The organism is Enterococcus gilvus ATCC BAA-350 (assembly GCF_000407545.1).
Lineage (GTDB): Bacteria > Bacillota > Bacilli > Lactobacillales > Enterococcaceae > Enterococcus_A > Enterococcus_A gilvus.
Map to the genome: position 1 here is coordinate 1,117,977 of NZ_ASWH01000001.1, position 18,070 is coordinate 1,136,046.

Consider the following 18,070-nt stretch of genomic DNA (forward strand, 5'->3'; position numbering starts at 1 on the left):
ATGGTATTAAACGTAGTAGACGTGGCTTCACATCAAACAGTTCAACAAGCAATCACTGCTGGGGCCGATGCTTGTATTGTTAAAGCTACACAGGGAACGGGGTATATTAATCCTAAGTGTGATGCTCAGTATCAATTAGCAAAACAGCATGGATTATTACTCGGGGTATATCATTACGCCGGAGGTGGAAGCCCCATTTCAGAAGCCGATTATTTTCTAGCAAATATTAAAGGATATATTGGTGAAGCCATTTTGATTTTAGACTGGGAAGAATATCAAAACGCATCTTACAATAATACGAATTGGGCACGTCAATTCGTCAATCGCGTACATGAAAAAACGGGTGTCTGGTGTGTGCTTTACGGCAATCGTCAAGATATTGATCGTTGCTTAAACCTAGTGAATGATTGTGCTTTATGGTTTGCAGGTTATCCGACAAACACTCAACGGGATTGGAACGCTCCAGAATTTATCTATAATATTTCACCGTGGAAAAGTATGATTGGATGGCAGTATAGTGCTGCTGACGTAGATCGTAGTAAGTTCTATATTACTAAAGAACAATGGAATAAGTACGCAAATCCTTCTCAAACAAATAAGCCTAGTCCAGCACCTCAGCCAGTTAAGCCAAACAAAACAGTTGATCCAACAACCGCGGGGCAACACTTCCCAATTATGCAAGATCCTAAATTCCCGCAAAACAAAGCTCATCTGGATCGTTTTGGTCCAGTAGGTAACAAATTAGTAGTGGAAGGTTGGCATACAACTGCTTCAAAGCATGAGTTTATTATCGTTATGGATCGAGTAAAAAATAAGGAGCTTGCCAGAAAAGAAGTCAAACCAATTGCCCGTCCAGATGTTAAAAAAGCATTTGGATTATCTTATGACCAGGTTGGATTTAAAACAGAATTTGATTTAGCGCAATTCAAGGGCCATTCTGTAATCGTTCTACTTCGTGCAACAAATGATCCGAAGGGGAATACAGCTGGAGGCTTCCAAGATTTCTATGAAACTCGCTGGTATCACGATATTAAATAAACTAAAATCACTTTTAGAATCACGCAAAAATTTAAATAGTTTACTTTTAAAATATGCTATAATACTCTTGAATATTAGAAGAAATGGGGATCATCAATGATTAAAGAAAAAATATCAGCTTTTTTTCTAGTTCAAGAGCTAAAAAACGATACACCTTTAGCCAGAGGAGCTGTTAAAGAATTTTCTGGATTGCCATTATATGAAAGTTCGATTCGCCCCAAAGATAAAGGCAAAGTTCCTGATGGCCCTGTTGCTAAGGCTATTTTCTTTAATTTAGTGATTGGGAAAATATATAAGTTAGGTATTTCTGTAAGAGATGGCGAAGGCAAACTTCTAGCGCCTGAATCCTATGGTCCTTTCGATTTTGCGCGTCCAATACAAGAAACTGAACAAAATGCAAAAGTTGTAGATGGGAAAAAATATGGAATTTCCAGCATGTATTTTACTCTGCCTGATTTTACTATTTTTGAACCAGATGAAATTGAATTCAAGATATGGATTTCTAATGAGCAAGATGAGCAATTAGATGTGGCGAAAACATATTTAAGGATTGATCAGGCCAATGAGTAATCGAGAAAAAATTTATCCATTCCCAACAAACGAAAAAATAGATGTAGAATTTCCTATGGCACGTTCTAAAAGCAATGATGACGGAGGTGGAGGAGATATGTCAAACTATGTAACTAAAGAAGAATTCAATGAAGTGATTAAGGATTTAACTCATCAAATCGAATTAAATCAAGTAACACTTTTATCTAAGTTCGAATCTGTTAATAATAAAATAGACTCCATATCAGAAACTATTCCTGACAAATTGCAAATCGCATTAAATGAACAAAGTAAAGAAGATAGAAAAGATGCTGTCGAAACACGCCGATATATTATAGGTACAATAGTTATCGGTCTTTTGAGTTTAGCAATATCTTTATTTACTTAAAACTAAAACACCCTCTACAGCCTTAGTTGGTTGTGGAGGGTTTATTTTTATATTCTCATCATTTCAAACTCCATCATGATCTTCGTCTTGCTAATAACCGCATACTTCTTCACCACAAACTGTTTCCTACTATTGTACTCACCAGCAACTGCAATTCGCATGCCGTCCTCGACATCAGCAAGAAAATTCAACGAGTGACCAGCAATCAAGCAGCTGCTATCATCAAGCTTAAAATAGACGAGGGGACGCTCAGAATACTTGATTATCTTGATACTACTCACAATACCACTTCTAGTTTGCATATGGATCACCTCAACTTAATTTCTTTTTAAATCAGCTTCAATGATATATCGTTTCTTTATTTTTCCATTTTTGATAACCGTTTCTTCTCTGAGAGAAACAGGCTGCTCCGAATCTGCATGAGTAAGATAGGCTAGCATTTCTATATCAATATTTGTTTTTGTCTGTTTGCTACAATTTTTATAAAAACCAGCATATTCAGCTCCAATATTTCTTCTTATAAAATCTTCCATCATACCGATCACCTCACGGACATTATACAAACGTATGTTCTGATTTGTAAAGCGAACAATTTATTAAGAATTCTGATATAATGTGGGTGCGGAAGATGATTGGATCACAACAGGTAAGCTTGATGGAATGGTAGCGATTGGAAATATTTTTGAGTATGTGGTTTGAAGTATTTTCAAGATGTGTTTTTTTAATCGAAAATAGGGATTACGCATGAATTACGCAAAAAATAATCTGCTCGCAAAAGTATAGTAGCTTATAAAAAAGGCACTGTAAGTGATTATGAGTTATTTATTTTTTGTCAGACTTTATCTAGAAGCCCGTCACCCGCTTTTTGAAGCATCGTGGACTTGATTGTGATCAGTCGCGGTGCTTTTGGTATTTTTTACTTTTCTTTTGGCGGACTCTTGCTATTCAATCTGTGCTTGATGTATGCTAAAGGTGATGTGGGAGGGTTCTCCCACTCAGGGGTATTTATCCTTATTAAACCAACGTTTGTGGCTGAGCGTTGGTTTTTTTATATTTTTTTTTAAGCGAATTATGCATGGATGATTAGTTGTGATTTTAACCGGTAAACGAAGAAAACTCGTTTAATGAAGGCTTTTTTATGGGGATTCATAAAAAGCTTTTCCTTGAATGCTGTAGCGTTCTTAGCTGGACAAGACGATATTGGTGACTAAACTCTAAAAACGGTATCGGAAACAGACACGAAAAAATCCCCCGATATGGAGGATTACGTGGTGATTCCAAAAAAGCTTAATACAAATAGTAGAAGAGCGGGAAACATCGAGTTCATTGTATTTAACATCCAGTGAACCATAATAGATCCCCAGATATTTTTAGTAAATAAATAGATCAAGCCTAAGTAAACACCCAATACCATATAGGGAATCATGGCATAGACATTCCCGTTAAAATTGTTCCAATGAACCAGCCCGAATAAGATTCCTTGAACGAAAAGCATGACGATCCGTAAAAATCCATTGGAAAACTTTCCTAGCAATAAATAGCGAAACGTCAATTCTTCAGCAAAAGGAGCAATAAACGGTGAGACAGCGGCCAAGACGGCCCAACCAGCACTGAGTGTTTGCCCAGAAGTGTTCTCTGAACTGCGAAGCTGAAGAAGTTCACTAGGAATCATTCTGCGTACGAAACTGAGTATAAAGAAAGCGATCGCGACTAAGACGATACTCAACAGCAATTTAAGAAAAAGTCTATGACGATATAGTTGCCACTGTTCCTTTAGAAAATCATGAAATAAGTAAATCATAATCAGAAAACCTGCTAGAAATAAACCAGTTGAACTTAACAAAGAAATTTTTGGGTCCTTATCAAGATGAAGGAGCGGAAAAAGGTAGTCGCCTATCAATAATTCCAAAGGGATTATCAGAAGTCCCCACCATTGTTTTTTTGTTGCTTCCATATCGTTACCTCTCTTTCTTGCATAAGTGTAAAAAAATAGGCAAGAAGTGTAAAGCAATATGAACGAAAGAAAAATTTCTTTTGGCAACTTTTTGGTATAATCAAAAGAAGCTAATAAAAAGGGGTTGAGAGAGTGTGGATTATCAGATGCAAAAGACCATGGGGAAATGTTTTCGCAGCAAGGGAACAAGTGTTATTGGAACAATCCGAATTCTAGGCAGTTGGTATGATTTTAAAGTAGTAAACGGGCCTCCAGAGATAGGCGACATGTTGGAGGTCATTGATTTTACCAGTCGTGAATTGCTTGTTGTCATCAATAATAATTTAGAAGAAAGTGATGTGAATTATCTTGTTCATCGTTAATATTATCTTATTTATAATCATAGCTGTCGTCGTTTTGTTTATCATTAGTCAGTTGGTAGTCATTGTTCAGCAAGGGGAAGTCAAGGTCGTAGAAAGCTTTGGGAAGTATGTAAAAACAATCGACCCGGGACTGCATTTTCTGATCCCTATTTTATATGTTGTGCGCCGTCGTGTGTCATTAAAGCAAACGCCTATTCAGATCGAACCGCAAAGTGTGATTACTCGAGACAATGTAATCGTAGAGATCGATGAAGCGATAAAATATCACGTGACAGATGCACGGGCTTTTGTGTATGATAATGAAGATTCTGTCACGTCTATGATCCAAGATTGCCAATCCAATTTACGAGGCATCATTGGTAAAATGGAACTGAACGAGGTATTAAACGGCACAGAAGAAATCAATGTTAATCTTTACGAGAGTGTGAAGGACATTACGGCCGGTTATGGCTTATCCATAGATCGGATCAATATCGGAGAGATTTCGGTTTCCAACGAGATCATCAATTCGATGAATAAGTTAATTACTGCTAGTCGAGACAAAGAATCCTTGATCACCATTTCGGAAGGGAAAAAACAGTCTGTGATTTTAGAGTCTGAAGCAAAATCCTCTGAAATGCAGATCGATGCGGAAGCTCGAGCAAGACAAACTAAAATCGATGCAGATGCCCGCGCCGAACGGACGAAAATCGATGCAGCAGCAGAGGCGGAACGGATTGAAAAGATCACCGAAGCGGAAACTTCTCGAATCAGAGAAATCAATAAAGCCATTGCAGAAAGTAATTTGACGGATGAAATGATTGCCTACTTGGGGATCGAAGCCTTCAAGCACGTTGTTGAAAACAATGGCAATACTGTTATTATGCCAAGTAATTTAACCGAACTCGGCAATGTACCGGCAATCAAGGAAATTTGGAAACAAACGAACTAAAGAGATTCGTGTGATGGGAGACACTAATAGTAGAAAGTAGGAGTTGAGAACCATCGCAGCAAAGAAGCAAGCACCAAAAATTATTTCCGCAATCGTCATTGCGTTGGCCGGGATATATGGACTTTATTCCCAGATAGCACCGGAAAGCCAATCAGGAAATTCAAACAAGGAAGTCGCTATAAGTCAGTTATCAGAGATTCCTGAGTATGACGGTGAGCATCAAACAATTGAGATAAATCATAACCAACCTGATTTTTCTAAAAAGGATCTTTCTCTTGAGCAGCGTACTTGGACAAGCTTTTCTGATCTCGACGCGTTGAATCGAGTTGGCGTTGCAAATGCGATGTTAGGAAAAGAATTGATGCCCCACCAAGAACGGGAACGCTTATTTGTCAAACCGACCGGCTGGCATCAAAAATTTTACAACGATGAGCCTTTGTATAATCGAGCCCATTTGATCGCCTATCAATTTTCAGGAGAAAATAACAATCTTAAAAACTTGATGACGGGAACAGCTTCACTGAATGACCCTGGGATGAACGATCACGAAAAGGAAATCGGAAATTATATACGTAAAACCAATCACCATGTCCGTTATCGGGTGACGCCTTATTTCAAAGGGGAAGAATTGGTTGCGCGAGGCATTCAAATGGAGGCGGAAAGTATCGAAGATGATCAAATTTCCTTTAACCTTTTTGTTTATAATGTGCAAGAAGGCATTACGATTGATTATCAAACAGGCTACTCGCAAAAGTAGTAAAGAAATCACCCAAATTTGGGTGATTTTTTATTAGAAAAAGTCGTTATCCTATTGTTATTATGAGAAATTTCCTTGAGAATAAAGAAGAAGCTAAAGGAGAGGGGTGCGAACAATGGAAGAGTACCAACGGGAACGTTATCTGGCTGCAGCAATGACGCTTAGTAAAAAATTAGCGCGCCGACAATTTCAACCAATCATTTGTCGAAATTTAGAGGAAGCAGCAGATCATGCGTTAGATATGATTGATCCGAACAAGACAGTAGGGCTTGGCGGCTCTATTACAGTGGAACAATCTGGGATAATTGAAAGGTTGTATCAGCGTGATCAGAAAATGATTGATCGCGAACAAACGAATTCGGTGGAAGCGCGGCATCAAGTGATGAAGCAAGCGTTGACTGCTGATTATTTTTTGACTAGTATCAACGGGATCTCTGAAGAGGGAGAATTGGTAAACGTCGATAGTGTTGGCAACAGGGTAGCTGCGTTAACGTATGGACCAGATAGAGTAATCGCATTTGTCAGTATGAGAAAAGTGTATGGGAATCTTGAGACTACCTTAGAAATGGTTCGCAAAAACACGGCGCCATTGAATGCCCACCGTTTAGGGTTAGAAAAGACCCCTTGTATAAAGAAAGGTACTTGCGGAGACTGTCTGAACACAGAATGCATTTGTAATACGATCGCGATTACTCGCCGCTCAATGGAGAAAGACCGCATCCTTTTATTTTTGATCCTTGAAGATGTTGGGTTATAGGAGAGTATTTTATAGAGAACACAAAAAAACCGAGGAATTTTCCTCGGTTTTCTGTGTTTAGCTTAAAGAACTGCTGTTTTCCATTACTTCATCGATCAAACCGTAAGCTTTTGCTTCGTCGGCAGACATGAAGTTATCACGATCTGTGTCACGTTCAATGACTTCGATCGGTTGACCAGTACGTTCAGACAAAATGTTGTTTAAACGTTCGCGGGTCTTCAAAATGTGGCGAGCAGCGATTTCAATCTCTGTTGCTTGTCCTTGCGCACCACCAAGAGGTTGGTGGATCATGATCTCAGCGTTTGGCAATGCAAAACGTTTGCCTTTCGCGCCAGCGGTCAACAGGAAGCTTCCCATAGAAGCAGCCATACCAAGTACAATGGTTTGCACATCGGCTTTGACAAAATTCATTGTGTCAAAAATCGCTAAACCGGCAGATACGCTACCACCTGGTGAATTGATGTAAAGATAAATATCCTTTTCAGAGTCTTGGGCATCCAAGAAAAGTAATTGGGCGATAATAGTGTTCGCCATATCATCGTTCACTTCACCGCTTAACATGATGATGCGGTCTTTCAATAAACGAGAATAAATGTCGTAAGCACGTTCGCCACGAGATGATTGTTCAATGACTGTAGGGACTAAATTCATAGTGAATCCTCCTTAAAAATAGTGTTCGTAATTTAGTTTAGCACAAACGAGGTTGGATTGCTAAAACTTAAAGAAAGTATACAACGTTGGTCAGTTTTGGTCAAATGGAAGGCTTCGATTTTTAAGACGTATCAAACTATCCTAGAAACACGAAAATATGGTACTATTAATAACGAAAAGAACAAACTATTCATTCGTTGATTTTATTTTTATCGTGTATCCTTCAAAAAATGGTATATCACAGAAAAATGTTATAAATTAGACGAGCTTTTTTTATTTATATCTTTAAAAGCGATCGTCTCATTTTTTAAATTTTCAAAGGGATCGCATAGTGAACAGCGACGTGTTTTTAAAGAAATAGTCCTTAATAGGAACTGGGAGGGAACAAATGTGGAAATTGCATTAATCGGACTAATCGGTGTATTGATCGGGGCAGGCTTGACGGGGATCGCCGTCTACTTTGTTTTTAGATATATTGATTCGCGCCATATTCGTGAAAGAGAACTGGAACATCAGGTCAAAGAAATCGAGACAATTAACCTTTTAAACAAGAAAATCAATGAGGTTTTATCAAAGCGCAATGTGATGATGCAAGAATATGTATCCTTTAATTCATTTGATGATTGCTACATTACGATTGATGACTTTATCTACTTGAACTCATTCACAGCGCAAAATAATTTTTATTTGCCAAACTATTTAATTGAAGAATTCTTCAAAAATATTTCCCATCGAAAAGTTATTTTATCCCCTGAAGAAACGGTCAAAATCGGCGGCTATACTTATAAAGGCGGGCGGATTGTGATGGAGACCTTCTCTGAACAACTTTTAGAAATATTGAACGAGAAAAAACAAAAATTATCTCGCTCAACAAAACAACCATTACGCTATTTTAACGTACAATAATACATTCACGAATACTCGTGAGCAGACTTATGTCAGGTTATTGAAAAATGATCGTTGACTACGGACGAGGTGACTATAGATGACAGTAATTATTGCTCATCGCGGGAGTGCTGGAACACATCCAGAGAATACATTGCCTGCGTTTATGGAAGCAGTGCGAGCCGGTGCAGACGGGATCGAACTGGATGTTCAATTAACTGCGGATCAGCAGTTAGTCGTGATTCATGATGAGAGCGTTGATCGAACGACTGACGGAAAGGGCTTGATCCGTGAGTTGACATTAAAGGAAATAAAAAAACTAGATGCTGGAAGCTGGTTTGATGAAAAATACCAAGCAACGAAGATTTCGACCTTGCAGGAAGTCTTGAACCTCTTGCTGCAAATGCGCTTTCGCGGTTTTTTGTGTATTGAGATCAAAACAAATAAATTCCATTATCCTGGGATCGAAGAAAAAATATCGGCGGTCATGACTAGTAAAGAGTGGCCATTTACGTATTGGTATGCAAGTTTCAATATTGATTCGCTGCACATCATGCATCAATTTGAACCGGATGCTCAATATGATCTGATTCAAAAAAATGACTTAGAAAAAAGCCAAGTCGTTCTAGATACTGATTTTATTGAGGGCTTGCATCCTAGTTATGATTGGGTCAAACAGAATCCAGAAATCGCCAAAAACTATGAGAAAACCATCCGTCCGTGGACGCCAAATCTGTACGAGACGATGATGACTTGTTATGAAAAGAACCTCGCTGGAATCATCACTGATTTTCCGGAAAAAGCGATTCGTGCGAGAAGCAGGTATAAGCAATGAAAGTAATTGCAATTGTGGGACCGACAGCAGTTGGTAAGACGAGCTTGAGCATCGACCTTGCCAAACGTTTTGACGGAGAGATCATCAGCGGCGATTCCATGCAAGTCTACCGCGGCCTCGATATCGGGACTGCAAAAGTGACTTTAGAAGAACAGGCTGGCGTTTTGCACCATTTGATAGATGTGCGAGATATAGACCAAAGCTATTCTGCAGCCGACTTCCAACAGGCGGCTAGAGAAGTGATTCAAGAAATCACTGATCGAGGAAAAGTCCCCATTGTTGTCGGCGGAACAGGACTTTATATCCAATCGTTGTTATGGGACTACAAACTTGGAAGTGAAGGCGAACGAACGGACGAGTCATTAAGAGAAAAATACGAAGCGATCGCTGAAGCTGAAGGGAATGAAGCCCTGTGGAGGCTCCTGCAGGCGAAAGATCCATTGGCTGCGGAAAAAATCCATTACAATAATCGAAAAAAAATGATTCGAGCACTGGAAGTGTTTGAATTGACGGGCCATTCTATTTTAGAACCGAAAGAACAACCGAAAGAACTTTATGACAGCTTTTTGATCGGCTTGAACACGGAGCGTACGCGCTTGTATCGACGAATCAATGAACGTGTGGATTTAATGGTGGAGCAAGGCGTGTTGGAAGAAGCAAGGCAATTAGCAAAGACTCCAGAAGTTCAGGCGGCACAGGGAATTGGCTATAAAGAATTCTTCCCCTATTTTTCAGGCGAGTGTTCATTGGACAGCGCGATCGAGGAAGTAAAATTACATTCACGAAGATATGCAAAACGTCAATTGACCTGGTTTCGAAATCGGATGTCGGTTCATTGGTATGATCTGGTTCAACATCCAGAAGCAATTGACGAGGTCGAAGCAGCTATAGAAAAATGGTTGTCTAGCGAGAAAGAATAGACGAAATCGACCGTTAAGAAGCAGAAAGAGTCTTTTTTTATTTAAAAAATACAGCAGCATTACTTAGGAGGAAACGAATTGTCAGAAAGAGTCATTTTAGTCGGCGTCGAAACAGATGAGACCAAGTATAACTTTTTGGAATCGATGCATGAGTTGGCTGGACTAACCAAAACGGCTCATGGCGAAATAGTTTTTTCATTGACCCAAAAACGTCCAAGAATCGATCGTCAAACGATCATCGGTAAAGGGAAAGTAGAAGAACTGGCACAATTGGTAGACGCCCATGAAGCAGAGCTGGTCATCTTCAACCATGCATTGACGCCGCGTCAAAGCCAAACCATCGAGGAGCGGGTTGGTGTTCCTGTGATTGATCGTATTCAGTTGATTTTAGATATTTTTGCCCAAAGAGCGCGTTCTAAAGAAGGAAAGCTGCAAGTGGAACTAGCACAGTTAGAGTATTTATTGCCTCGACTGACTGGGCAAGGGCAAAGCTTGTCGCGGCTCGGTGGTGGGATCGGGACACGTGGACCCGGGGAAACAAAACTAGAAACCGATCGCCGTCATATTCGTCGTCGGGTCTCTGCCATCAAAAAAGAAGTGAAGGAAGTCGAAGCACATCGGGAACGAAGCCGGCAAAAACGGCAGCAATCCAGCGTTTTCCAGATGGGGTTGATTGGCTATACGAATGCCGGGAAATCGACTATTCTAAATCTGCTGACGAATGCAGATACGTATTCTGAGGATCAGCTATTTGCGACGTTGGACCCTTTGACAAAGCGTTGGCATCTTCCTCAAGGGATGGAAACGACGATCACGGATACTGTTGGCTTTATTCAAGATTTGCCGACGCAATTAGTGGATGCGTTTCAGTCCACGCTGGAAGAAAGCCGCGGCATGGACTTGCTGCTCCATATCGTTGATGCTAGTGCTGAGGACCGTCAGCAACAAGAAAAGACAGTAAATGACTTATTGAAAGATCTACACATGGAGACTATCCCTATGCTGACGATCTACAATAAAGCCGACCGTATTGATGAATTTACATTTACTCCGACCTTGTTTCCAAGTGTGTTGATTTCAGCAAAGACCAACAGAGGCAAGGAATTACTTGAGGATTCCATCAAGCAGGAGATCATGAATTTATTAGAGCCTTATATAGTAACGTTGAATGCGGATGAAGGCCAGGCATTAAGTGAAATGAAACGAGAGACCCTTGTCTTGAGTGAAACCTTTGATGAAGAAAACGAACACTATATCGTCCGTGGGTTTGCTAAGAAGAATTCTCTCTGGATTAGGAGAATGGATGATGAATTGGACAACTGATCTAGCACCAGAGTTAGTTGAAAAAGTCGACCGAGTCGATCAAAAAATCGCTGGTCGATTGCAAGAAGTACGAGAGGTCGCGTTATCAAATCAAGCGAAAGTCTTGGCCGCGTTTCGAGAGAATCATGTTTCGGAAAGCCATTTTTTACCTTCTACCGGGTACGGGAATGACGATCAGGGACGGGATGTTTTGGAAGCTGTGTACGCACAAACTTTTGGCGCGGAAGTTGCACTCGTACGCCCTCAAATCGTTTCTGGGACACACGCGATCGCCACTTCGTTATTTGGTGTGCTGCGTCCTGGGGATGATCTGCTTTATATTACCGGAACGCCCTACGACACATTACTTGAAGTTATCGGCGTACAAGGCAATGGAATCGGGTCGTTTAAGGAATACAACATCGGTTACGACGAAGTTGACTTATTGGAAGACGGTGCCGTTGATTTTGATGGGATCAAAGCGAAGATCACGGATAAAACAAAAGTGATTGCGATCCAGCGTTCACGGGGCTATGCCTCACGGCCCTCATTTACGATAAAAAAAATCAAAGAAATGTGTGATTTTGTCAAAACGATCGCGCCGAATGTCGTGATCTTTGTCGATAATTGTTATGGAGAGTTTGCTGAATTATTGGAACCGACGCAAGTGGGTGCTGATTTGATGGCGGGATCATTGATCAAAAATCCTGGTGGCGGAATCGCTAAAACAGGCGGCTATATCGCTGGGAAACAGGAATTGATCGAGCGTTGTGCCTATCGCTTAACAACACCAGGTGTAGGTGCTGAAGGCGGTGCGATGCTTGGCAGTGTCTTTGATATGTTACAGGGATTTTTCCTGGCACCTCATGTGGTGAGCCAAGCGATTCAAGGCGCTGTTTTTTCTGCCGCGTTATTGGAAGAATACGATTTGGCCTCCACCCCTAAGTGGGATCAGCAGCGTACGGATTTGATCCAACTGATTGATTTTCGGGATCGTGAAAAAATGATCCAGTTTTGCCAAGCGATTCAGAAATATTCGCCCATCGATGCCTATGTTGCCCCTATTCCTTCTTATATGGCAGGCTATGAGGATGACATCATTATGGCGGCGGGGACATTCATTCAAGGAGCAAGCATCGAATTGAGTGCAGATGGTCCTTTGCGTGAACCCTATTCGTTATATCTTCAAGGCGGTCTGACATTTGAACACGTCAAAGTTGCAGTAACGAACGCTGTGAATGAAGTCTATCATCAGTAAAAAAGAGCTCAACCTTGAGCTCTTTTTTTTAGGCCTGTTTTCTATCTAAAGCAGTTTCAGAAAAGAAAAGCTGCTGTTCGTGGTTGAAGCTTACAAGATAGGTATGGGTCTCTTTGTTGTAATTTATGATGATCCCTAAATAGTCAGCCATCGGTTGGTCTTTTTTTATTTTAACGGTCTCACCTTTTTGGAAACGAGGCAAAGCGTTCACGTCCTTTTCTTTTTAATGAGTATACGATACTTTTATAAAACAGAAACCTTGATAATACAAGCTTTTTTCTCTAAATCCGAACGTTTTTAATTTCTATGTAAGAAAATCTAACATTATGCCTTGACGATTGGTTCGTCGGATGGTATCCTTTTTTCAACATCAAAATACAAGGAGGAGATGGTATGCGGGAAAAAGAATTGCGTCGTTCGCTTGCAGTTTTTCCAATTGGTACAGTTATGAAACTGACAGATTTGACCGCAAGGCAAATCCGGTACTATGAGGAGCAAGAATTGATTCATCCGGAACGAAGTGAAGGCAACCGTAGAATGTATTCTCTAAATGACATTGATGTGCTGCTTGAAATTAAGGATTATTTATCCGATGGGTTAAATATGGCGGGAATCAAGCGTGTCTATCAAATGCGCCAAGAAGAGGTCAAAGCGGCCAAAGAGAAACCACCATTGACTGATAAAGATGTTCGTCGTATTTTCTACGATGAGATGCTGACGCAAGGCGGTTTTCAACAACAAAATCCATACCAATCGCAAGGGCCTAAGCTGTAGCGGTTGTGGAATAAAAAAATGAAGTGCGAGGAAGGGATTAGATATTATGCCGAAAAAAGATCTAAGTAAAGAGGATATTAAACGAATTGTTGAAGAAGAGAACGTCCGATTTTTACGCTTGATGTTCACAGATATTATGGGGACGATCAAAAACGTTGAAGTACCTGTGAGCCAAATGGATAAAGTCCTAGATGATAAAATGATGTTCGACGGTTCATCTATCGAAGGCTTTGTTCGGATCGAAGAAAGCGATATGTACTTGTATCCAGATTTGTCTACTTGGATGATTTTCCCATGGGAAAGTGATCACGGCAAAGTGGGACGTTTGATTTGCGACATTTACAGTCCAGATGGCACGCCGTTTCCAGGGGACCCTCGCGGGAACTTGAAACGCATTTTAAAGGGAATGGATGAATTTGGTTTTACATCATTCAACTTAGGACCAGAACCAGAATTTTTCCTATTTAAAATGGATGAAAATGGCGATCCTACATTAGATTTGAACGATAAAGGCGGCTACTTCGATTTTGCACCGACTGACTTAGGTGAAAATTGCCGTCGCGATATCGTGTTAGAGCTTGAAAGCTTAGGGTTTGAAGTCGAAGCCTCTCACCATGAAGTTGCACCAGGACAACATGAAATCGACTTTAAATATGCCGATGCGATCGAAGCATGCGATAACATCCAAACGTTCAAATTAGTAGTGAAAACAATTGCCCGCAAGCATGGTCTTCACGCGACCTTCATGCCGAAACCTTTATACGGCATCAATGGTTCTGGTATGCACTGCAACATGTCCTTATTCAATGAAGACGGCAATGTTTTCTATGACGAAGACGGCCCAATGAAATTAAGTAAAACTGCTTATCACTTCTTAGCAGGATTATTGAAACACGCGCGTGCATACACGGCAGTATGTAACCCGATCGTAAACTCTTACAAACGTTTAGTTCCCGGCTTTGAAGCACCCGTATATGTAGCATGGAGCGGGCGCAACCGTTCGCCATTGATTCGTATCCCTGAATCTCGCGGCTTGTCTACTCGTTTAGAATTACGTTCAGTCGACCCTGCAGCTAATCCATATTTGACTATGGCTGTTCTGTTGGAAGCTGGTTTAGACGGAATCCGTAACGAATTAACACCGCCGGCAGCAGTTGACCGCAACATCTATGTGATGACGGAAGAAGAACGTAAAGAAGCAGAGATCTATGATTTGCCATCAACGATCCACAATGCGATCAAAGCATTGCGTGAAGATCAAATCATGGTGGATGCCCTTGGAAACCATATTTACACAAACTTCAATGAAGCAAAACGTATGGAATGGGCAGCTTTCCGTCAAACTGTTTCTGAGTGGGAACGCGATCAATATTTAGAGCTTTACTAATCCAAACTCGCAAGACCTTTGAGGACATCCTCAAGGGTCTTTTTTTGACCAAGAAATAACGATTTTAAAGAAAAATGACTGAATTTGATTGTTGCGGATTAAGAAAAAAGAAAGAAAAAAATAATTGCGTCCTTTTTATCCAACGCATGTTAAAGGAACATTGGAGGCAAGGTTCAGATGCTCGTTATAAGTTACTTCCAATAAATAATTTGGTGTTGACGTTTTCAAAAAATAGCAGTACCTTTTTCGTGAAGATATCTTACGAAAAGGAAAAATGAACAAAAAAGGAGGTCGAGTGAAGGATGGAAGATTATGGGTTAGCGAGACAAAAGCTTTTCACCTTGCAGCGACGGACATTAGAAAAACGATTGCATGCGTTCTATTATCAGACTCATGATGAAAAGACGACGATTGAAATGCTGATTGCACTACAAGTGCGGGACGAACTGACTGGAGACGCTTTTGATTTCTCTAGAATGTTGACAAGCGTGGTGTATCGCATCTTTTTACGGACACGTACAACAAAGATCATGCGTCGATTTTATTTATATTTTATTGATTATTTCAGCGGGAAAGATTGGCAATTACTAACGGCAAAATTATTTCCTGTGCTTACGTATAACGAAGAAGATCCAGAAGTGGTCAAAGTACAAACGTGTGATGAAGAAATTATAGGATGCGCAGAATCATGAGGGGTGCCTTCACAAGAAGAGACTAAAAAATACAAAGGAGGGGAAGGAAATGTTTACGACAACAACGATTACATTAGATGCTCTCTTTGCGAACAGCGAGGGGAAAAAACATCATTTTCGTATGAAGGGCTTTGATCCAAATAAGCCGGCTGAAAAAGTGAAGGCTGCACTAACGAAGCTGACCAAGCTGGATATTTTTGAAAAAGACGGCATCGGTCTATATAAAGAACTCTTAGAAGCAAAAATGATCCAACGGACAGATACGGTGTTGTTTAAAGAAGAAATAAAAAAGGAACAAAAAACAGAGGAAAAAGATTTCTTTGCGCAGCTCTCCGAAATGGCAGCGGCAATGGGGTATACGATGGAAGAACCAGCCGATATTTTGGAAACGCTCACACTCCCGCAAGACTTGACGATCATTGAAGAGCAACCTGATCCGAAAACGTTGATTCAATTGATCGCACTGCCGGATGGGATCGATCCGACGACGTTGTCCGAGGAACAAAACTACCGAGTGGTGACCTCGTGTCTTCCTGCAAAGGCCACACTGAAGGAATGTTTTATCGATAGTGAAACAACACCAGCGAAATTATTGGTCGTCTCTTCATTGTCGGAGGAAGAGGAGGGAGTGCCGACTTCCGTCCATACGTTATCAGGTAGTAGTTTCTCCGAAGAAATGAAAGAAACAACGATAAAAGAACGAATAGATCCAGAAATCGATCCGCTGGAGCAGACAAAGGAACAAACGAATTGGGTAACCATGGCCTCTTTACCGATGAATGCGGCATTGGATGAGCTAGTCATTGATAATGCGCCAAAAACGCCTGTACATTCAGAGGAGCATATGGAGAAGGAGCCTGTACCCTATTCTTGTGGGGCCACACCAAGAAAAATAGAGGGAGACTCTTTGCCGATTCAAGGCAAACAAATCGTCAGTCGTACCCGTCATCGCCTACTCAAGCGTATTCGGAAGCGAGAATAGCGAATTTCTGATACTTGATCAAAAAACCAACGTTGGGATAAAAGAGAGTGTCGTTAGAAGGAAAAAGGGGAATGTGCTCACTCACAGTGGGGTTATTTGTCATGGTGTTTTTTCAATATATTCCTAGTCAAAGTAGGCATTCATCTAGAATGGGAAAACGATGCCGTTTCTTATTTTGAACAGTAAAAAGACATCGGAACGAAATCCGATGTCTTTTTGAGTGTTAATTCAAGAGTGCTAATCCAAAAGAAAGATAGGTCGCATAAGTGATCCATACAAGATACGGGACAAAACAAATCGCCGCGCCTTTAGAAATCCCTCGAAACTCTCGAATACTGAAAATGATCGAAAACCAAAGGAACAAGCTGATAAATGACGCGATCCAAAAATGAGAGCCGCCAAAAAATAAGATGCTCCATATGAAGTTGAGTGCGAGCTGCACTCCAAAAAGAATATACGAGCGCGTCTTGTTTTTTGGTTCTTTGCTGTCAATCACTAAAAATAAAGCTAAACCGATCAATGCATAGAGAACTGTCCAAATAATTCCCACGATATTTCCAGGTGGTGCCAGGAAGGGCTTGTTCAATTGTGCGTAGACTGCGGGAATATCTCCCGCAAAAAAACCGGACAATGATCCGATCAATTCAACTCCGATGATACATGCGAGTAGTTTAAAAAATCTATTTAACATAATAATCCTCCTTTGTCCTTCTTTTTACGAATCATTCCTTCATAAAAGCTAGTACTATTTCAGTATAACGAGCATTCTATTTAAAAGAAAAAAAGATGCTTAAGAAAACTGACCTAAACAAAGCAAAAGCGTGTTATAATAATTCGGAAGATTTTCTAAAGCCAAGAGATTGGCAACTTGCAAAATTTGTAAGTTTTGTCTTCTTTTAGTAAAATATAATTGTTGATAATTCCAAGGAGAGGTGTGAGAAAATGGGATACACAGATGAAACAGTCCGTTTTGATTTTGATGACAATCGTAAGAAAGAGATCAGCGAGACATTAACGATCGTCTATAACGCGTTGGCTGAAAAAGGCTACAACCCGATTAACCAAATCGTCGGCTATTTATTATCAGGAGATCCTGCGTATATTCCTCGTTATCAAGACGCACGAAACTTGATTCGTCGTCATGAGCGCGATGAAGTTATGGAAGTTTTGGTAAAATATTACTTGAAAGATCACGGTATAGATATTCGATGAGAGTGATGGGACTTGATGTCGGCTCGAAAACTGTCGGGATCGCGGTGAGTGATCCATTTGGCTGGACGGCTCAAGGAGTCGAGATCATCCGAATCGACGAAGAAAAGGGGAAGTTCGGTTTTGAACGGCTAGGCGAATTAGTGAAGCAGTACCAAGTCACTAAATTTGTTGTGGGGCTTCCTAAAAATATGAACAATTCAATCGGTCCTCGAGCAGAAGCCTCCATGGCGTATGCTGAGAAAATCAAAGAACTCTTTGACTTGCCGATTGAGTATCAAGACGAGCGATTAACTACTGTTCAAGCAGAACGGATGCTAGTAGAACAAGCAGATGTTTCTCGTTCGAAAAGAAAAAAAGTTATCGATAAACTTGCAGCAGTCATGATTTTACAAAATTATCTTGATCGCAACAGCAATAAACTTTAGAAAAGAGGAAT

General features: G+C 40.5%; 24 protein-coding genes. 18 read left to right on the top strand and 6 right to left on the bottom strand.

Annotated elements, in window-relative coordinates:
* From I592_RS20685 to I592_RS05585, 3 genes are all read left to right on the top strand, one after another.
* A complete protein-coding gene (locus I592_RS20685; protein ID WP_016250189.1) occupies window positions 1–1,038 on the top strand; it encodes a GH25 family lysozyme in 1,038 nt (345 codons plus the stop codon).
* A 96-nt stretch (window positions 1,039–1,134) separates the two neighbouring features.
* The gene (locus I592_RS05580; protein ID WP_010781192.1) at window positions 1,135–1,608 is read left to right on the top strand and encodes a hypothetical protein; all 474 of its coding nucleotides are present in this window, start codon (window positions 1,135–1,137) and stop codon (window positions 1,606–1,608) included.
* Complete coding sequence (locus I592_RS05585; protein ID WP_010781191.1) at window positions 1,601–1,975, top strand: hypothetical protein; 375 nt, start codon at window positions 1,601–1,603, stop codon at window positions 1,973–1,975. The genes I592_RS05580 and I592_RS05585 overlap by 8 nt, the downstream gene beginning before the upstream one ends.
* A gap of 47 nt (window positions 1,976–2,022) precedes the next feature.
* Here the strand turns inward: I592_RS05585 and I592_RS05590 are convergent, their stop codons facing one another.
* The 3 genes from I592_RS05590 to I592_RS05600 all read right to left on the bottom strand — a co-directional run bounded on the left by I592_RS05590 (window position 2,023) and on the right by I592_RS05600 (window position 3,929).
* Window positions 2,023–2,277, bottom strand: coding sequence for a hypothetical protein (locus I592_RS05590; protein WP_010781190.1), 255 nt, complete (start codon window positions 2,275–2,277; stop codon window positions 2,023–2,025).
* A 15-nt stretch (window positions 2,278–2,292) separates the two neighbouring features.
* Entirely contained in the window at window positions 2,293–2,511 is a 219-nt protein-coding gene (locus tag I592_RS05595) for a hypothetical protein (protein WP_010781189.1), read from the bottom strand.
* Window positions 2,512–3,239: 728 nt separating this feature from the next.
* The gene (locus I592_RS05600; protein ID WP_010781188.1) at window positions 3,240–3,929 is read right to left on the bottom strand and encodes a CPBP family intramembrane glutamic endopeptidase; all 690 of its coding nucleotides are present in this window, start codon (window positions 3,927–3,929) and stop codon (window positions 3,240–3,242) included.
* Between the two features lie 146 nt (window positions 3,930–4,075).
* Between I592_RS05600 and I592_RS05605 the strand changes: the two genes are divergently transcribed.
* From I592_RS05605 to I592_RS05620, 4 genes are all read left to right on the top strand, one after another.
* Window positions 4,076–4,291 carry a hypothetical protein gene (locus tag I592_RS05605; RefSeq protein ID WP_010781187.1) on the top strand — a complete coding sequence of 72 codons (216 nt, stop codon included), beginning with the start codon at window positions 4,076–4,078 and terminating at the stop codon, window positions 4,289–4,291.
* Window positions 4,278–5,222: an SPFH domain-containing protein gene (locus tag I592_RS05610; RefSeq protein ID WP_010781186.1), complete on the top strand. Its 945-nt coding sequence runs from the start codon at window positions 4,278–4,280 to the stop codon at window positions 5,220–5,222. The genes I592_RS05605 and I592_RS05610 overlap by 14 nt, the downstream gene beginning before the upstream one ends.
* A 133-nt stretch (window positions 5,223–5,355) precedes the next feature.
* Window positions 5,356–5,979, top strand: a complete 624-nt coding sequence (locus tag I592_RS05615) for a DNA/RNA non-specific endonuclease (RefSeq protein WP_244265184.1) — start codon at window positions 5,356–5,358, stop codon at window positions 5,977–5,979.
* Between the two features lie 115 nt (window positions 5,980–6,094).
* Window positions 6,095–6,736 carry a lactate utilization protein gene (locus tag I592_RS05620; RefSeq protein ID WP_010781184.1) on the top strand — a complete coding sequence of 214 codons (642 nt, stop codon included), beginning with the start codon at window positions 6,095–6,097 and terminating at the stop codon, window positions 6,734–6,736.
* Between the two features lie 57 nt (window positions 6,737–6,793).
* On the opposite strand, the gene clpP is transcribed toward I592_RS05620, so the two are convergent.
* A complete protein-coding gene (gene clpP, locus I592_RS05625; RefSeq protein ID WP_010739616.1) occupies window positions 6,794–7,387 on the bottom strand; it encodes an ATP-dependent Clp endopeptidase proteolytic subunit ClpP in 594 nt (197 codons plus the stop codon).
* 390 nt (window positions 7,388–7,777) lie between these two features.
* Here clpP and I592_RS05630 point away from each other — a divergent pair, with 390 nt between their 5' ends.
* From I592_RS05630 to I592_RS05650, 5 genes are all read left to right on the top strand, one after another.
* Entirely contained in the window at window positions 7,778–8,293 is a 516-nt protein-coding gene (locus I592_RS05630; RefSeq protein ID WP_010781183.1) for a hypothetical protein, read from the top strand.
* Between the two features lie 79 nt (window positions 8,294–8,372).
* Window positions 8,373–9,107, top strand: coding sequence for a glycerophosphodiester phosphodiesterase (locus I592_RS05635; RefSeq protein WP_010781182.1), 735 nt, complete (start codon window positions 8,373–8,375; stop codon window positions 9,105–9,107).
* Window positions 9,104–10,027: a tRNA (adenosine(37)-N6)-dimethylallyltransferase MiaA gene (miaA, locus tag I592_RS05640; protein WP_010781181.1), complete on the top strand. Its 924-nt coding sequence runs from the start codon at window positions 9,104–9,106 to the stop codon at window positions 10,025–10,027. The genes I592_RS05635 and miaA overlap by 4 nt, the downstream gene beginning before the upstream one ends.
* 78 nt (window positions 10,028–10,105) lie before the next feature.
* A complete protein-coding gene (gene hflX / locus I592_RS05645; RefSeq protein WP_010781180.1) occupies window positions 10,106–11,350 on the top strand; it encodes a GTPase HflX in 1,245 nt (414 codons plus the stop codon).
* The gene (locus I592_RS05650; RefSeq protein WP_010781179.1) at window positions 11,334–12,587 is read left to right on the top strand and encodes a methionine gamma-lyase family protein; all 1,254 of its coding nucleotides are present in this window, start codon (window positions 11,334–11,336) and stop codon (window positions 12,585–12,587) included. The genes hflX and I592_RS05650 overlap by 17 nt, the downstream gene beginning before the upstream one ends.
* Before the next feature lie 28 nt (window positions 12,588–12,615).
* On the opposite strand, the gene I592_RS21370 is transcribed toward I592_RS05650, so the two are convergent.
* Window positions 12,616–12,798, bottom strand: a complete 183-nt coding sequence (locus I592_RS21370) for a hypothetical protein (protein ID WP_167540784.1) — start codon at window positions 12,796–12,798, stop codon at window positions 12,616–12,618.
* A 182-nt stretch (window positions 12,799–12,980) separates the two neighbouring features.
* On the opposite strand from I592_RS21370, the gene I592_RS05655 reads away from it, so the two are divergent.
* From I592_RS05655 to I592_RS20690, 4 genes are all read left to right on the top strand, one after another.
* Window positions 12,981–13,361, top strand: a complete 381-nt coding sequence (locus I592_RS05655; protein WP_010744471.1) for a MerR family transcriptional regulator — start codon at window positions 12,981–12,983, stop codon at window positions 13,359–13,361.
* A 46-nt stretch (window positions 13,362–13,407) separates the two neighbouring features.
* Window positions 13,408–14,748 carry a type I glutamate--ammonia ligase gene (glnA, locus tag I592_RS05660; RefSeq protein WP_010781177.1) on the top strand — a complete coding sequence of 447 codons (1,341 nt, stop codon included), beginning with the start codon at window positions 13,408–13,410 and terminating at the stop codon, window positions 14,746–14,748.
* Between the two features lie 302 nt (window positions 14,749–15,050).
* A complete protein-coding gene (locus I592_RS05665) occupies window positions 15,051–15,440 on the top strand; it encodes a hypothetical protein (protein WP_010781176.1) in 390 nt (129 codons plus the stop codon).
* A 49-nt stretch (window positions 15,441–15,489) separates the two neighbouring features.
* Window positions 15,490–16,422 carry a DUF2922 domain-containing protein gene (locus tag I592_RS20690; RefSeq protein ID WP_010781175.1) on the top strand — a complete coding sequence of 311 codons (933 nt, stop codon included), beginning with the start codon at window positions 15,490–15,492 and terminating at the stop codon, window positions 16,420–16,422.
* 223 nt (window positions 16,423–16,645) lie between these two features.
* Here I592_RS20690 and I592_RS05675 read toward each other — a convergent pair whose 3' ends face one another.
* Window positions 16,646–17,113 (bottom strand): TspO/MBR family protein, encoded by a 468-nt coding sequence (locus tag I592_RS05675; protein ID WP_010781174.1) that lies wholly within the window; start codon window positions 17,111–17,113, stop codon window positions 16,646–16,648.
* A 251-nt stretch (window positions 17,114–17,364) separates the two neighbouring features.
* Here I592_RS05675 and I592_RS05680 point away from each other — a divergent pair, with 251 nt between their 5' ends.
* Together I592_RS05680 and ruvX are read left to right on the top strand one after the other, a co-directional pair.
* Window positions 17,365–17,634, top strand: a complete 270-nt coding sequence (locus tag I592_RS05680; RefSeq protein WP_010739601.1) for an IreB family regulatory phosphoprotein — start codon at window positions 17,365–17,367, stop codon at window positions 17,632–17,634.
* A complete protein-coding gene (gene ruvX / locus I592_RS05685) occupies window positions 17,631–18,059 on the top strand; it encodes a Holliday junction resolvase RuvX (protein ID WP_010781173.1) in 429 nt (142 codons plus the stop codon). The genes I592_RS05680 and ruvX overlap by 4 nt, the downstream gene beginning before the upstream one ends.
* Window positions 18,060–18,070 lie beyond the last annotated feature (11 nt).

Coding starts and splice junctions, on each gene's coding strand:
- I592_RS05680 (WP_010739601.1), top strand. CDS start 17,365: ATGGGATACACAGATGAAACAGTCCGTTTTGATTTTGATGACAATCGT.
- I592_RS05665 (WP_010781176.1), top strand. CDS start 15,051: ATGGAAGATTATGGGTTAGCGAGACAAAAGCTTTTCACCTTGCAGCGA.
- I592_RS05585 (WP_010781191.1), top strand. CDS start 1,601: ATGAGTAATCGAGAAAAAATTTATCCATTCCCAACAAACGAAAAAATA.
- I592_RS20685 (WP_016250189.1), top strand. CDS start 1: ATGGTATTAAACGTAGTAGACGTGGCTTCACATCAAACAGTTCAACAA.
- I592_RS05580 (WP_010781192.1), top strand. CDS start 1,135: ATGATTAAAGAAAAAATATCAGCTTTTTTTCTAGTTCAAGAGCTAAAA.
- I592_RS05675 (WP_010781174.1), bottom strand. CDS start 17,113: ATGTTAAATAGATTTTTTAAACTACTCGCATGTATCATCGGAGTTGAA.
- ruvX (WP_010781173.1), top strand. CDS start 17,631: ATGAGAGTGATGGGACTTGATGTCGGCTCGAAAACTGTCGGGATCGCG.
- I592_RS20690 (WP_010781175.1), top strand. CDS start 15,490: ATGTTTACGACAACAACGATTACATTAGATGCTCTCTTTGCGAACAGC.
- I592_RS05620 (WP_010781184.1), top strand. CDS start 6,095: ATGGAAGAGTACCAACGGGAACGTTATCTGGCTGCAGCAATGACGCTT.
- clpP (WP_010739616.1), bottom strand. CDS start 7,387: ATGAATTTAGTCCCTACAGTCATTGAACAATCATCTCGTGGCGAACGT.
- I592_RS05650 (WP_010781179.1), top strand. CDS start 11,334: ATGAATTGGACAACTGATCTAGCACCAGAGTTAGTTGAAAAAGTCGAC.
- I592_RS05655 (WP_010744471.1), top strand. CDS start 12,981: ATGCGGGAAAAAGAATTGCGTCGTTCGCTTGCAGTTTTTCCAATTGGT.
- I592_RS05635 (WP_010781182.1), top strand. CDS start 8,373: ATGACAGTAATTATTGCTCATCGCGGGAGTGCTGGAACACATCCAGAG.
- glnA (WP_010781177.1), top strand. CDS start 13,408: ATGCCGAAAAAAGATCTAAGTAAAGAGGATATTAAACGAATTGTTGAA.
- miaA (WP_010781181.1), top strand. CDS start 9,104: ATGAAAGTAATTGCAATTGTGGGACCGACAGCAGTTGGTAAGACGAGC.
- I592_RS05595 (WP_010781189.1), bottom strand. CDS start 2,511: ATGATGGAAGATTTTATAAGAAGAAATATTGGAGCTGAATATGCTGGT.
- I592_RS05605 (WP_010781187.1), top strand. CDS start 4,076: ATGCAAAAGACCATGGGGAAATGTTTTCGCAGCAAGGGAACAAGTGTT.
- I592_RS05590 (WP_010781190.1), bottom strand. CDS start 2,277: ATGCAAACTAGAAGTGGTATTGTGAGTAGTATCAAGATAATCAAGTAT.
- I592_RS05600 (WP_010781188.1), bottom strand. CDS start 3,929: ATGGAAGCAACAAAAAAACAATGGTGGGGACTTCTGATAATCCCTTTG.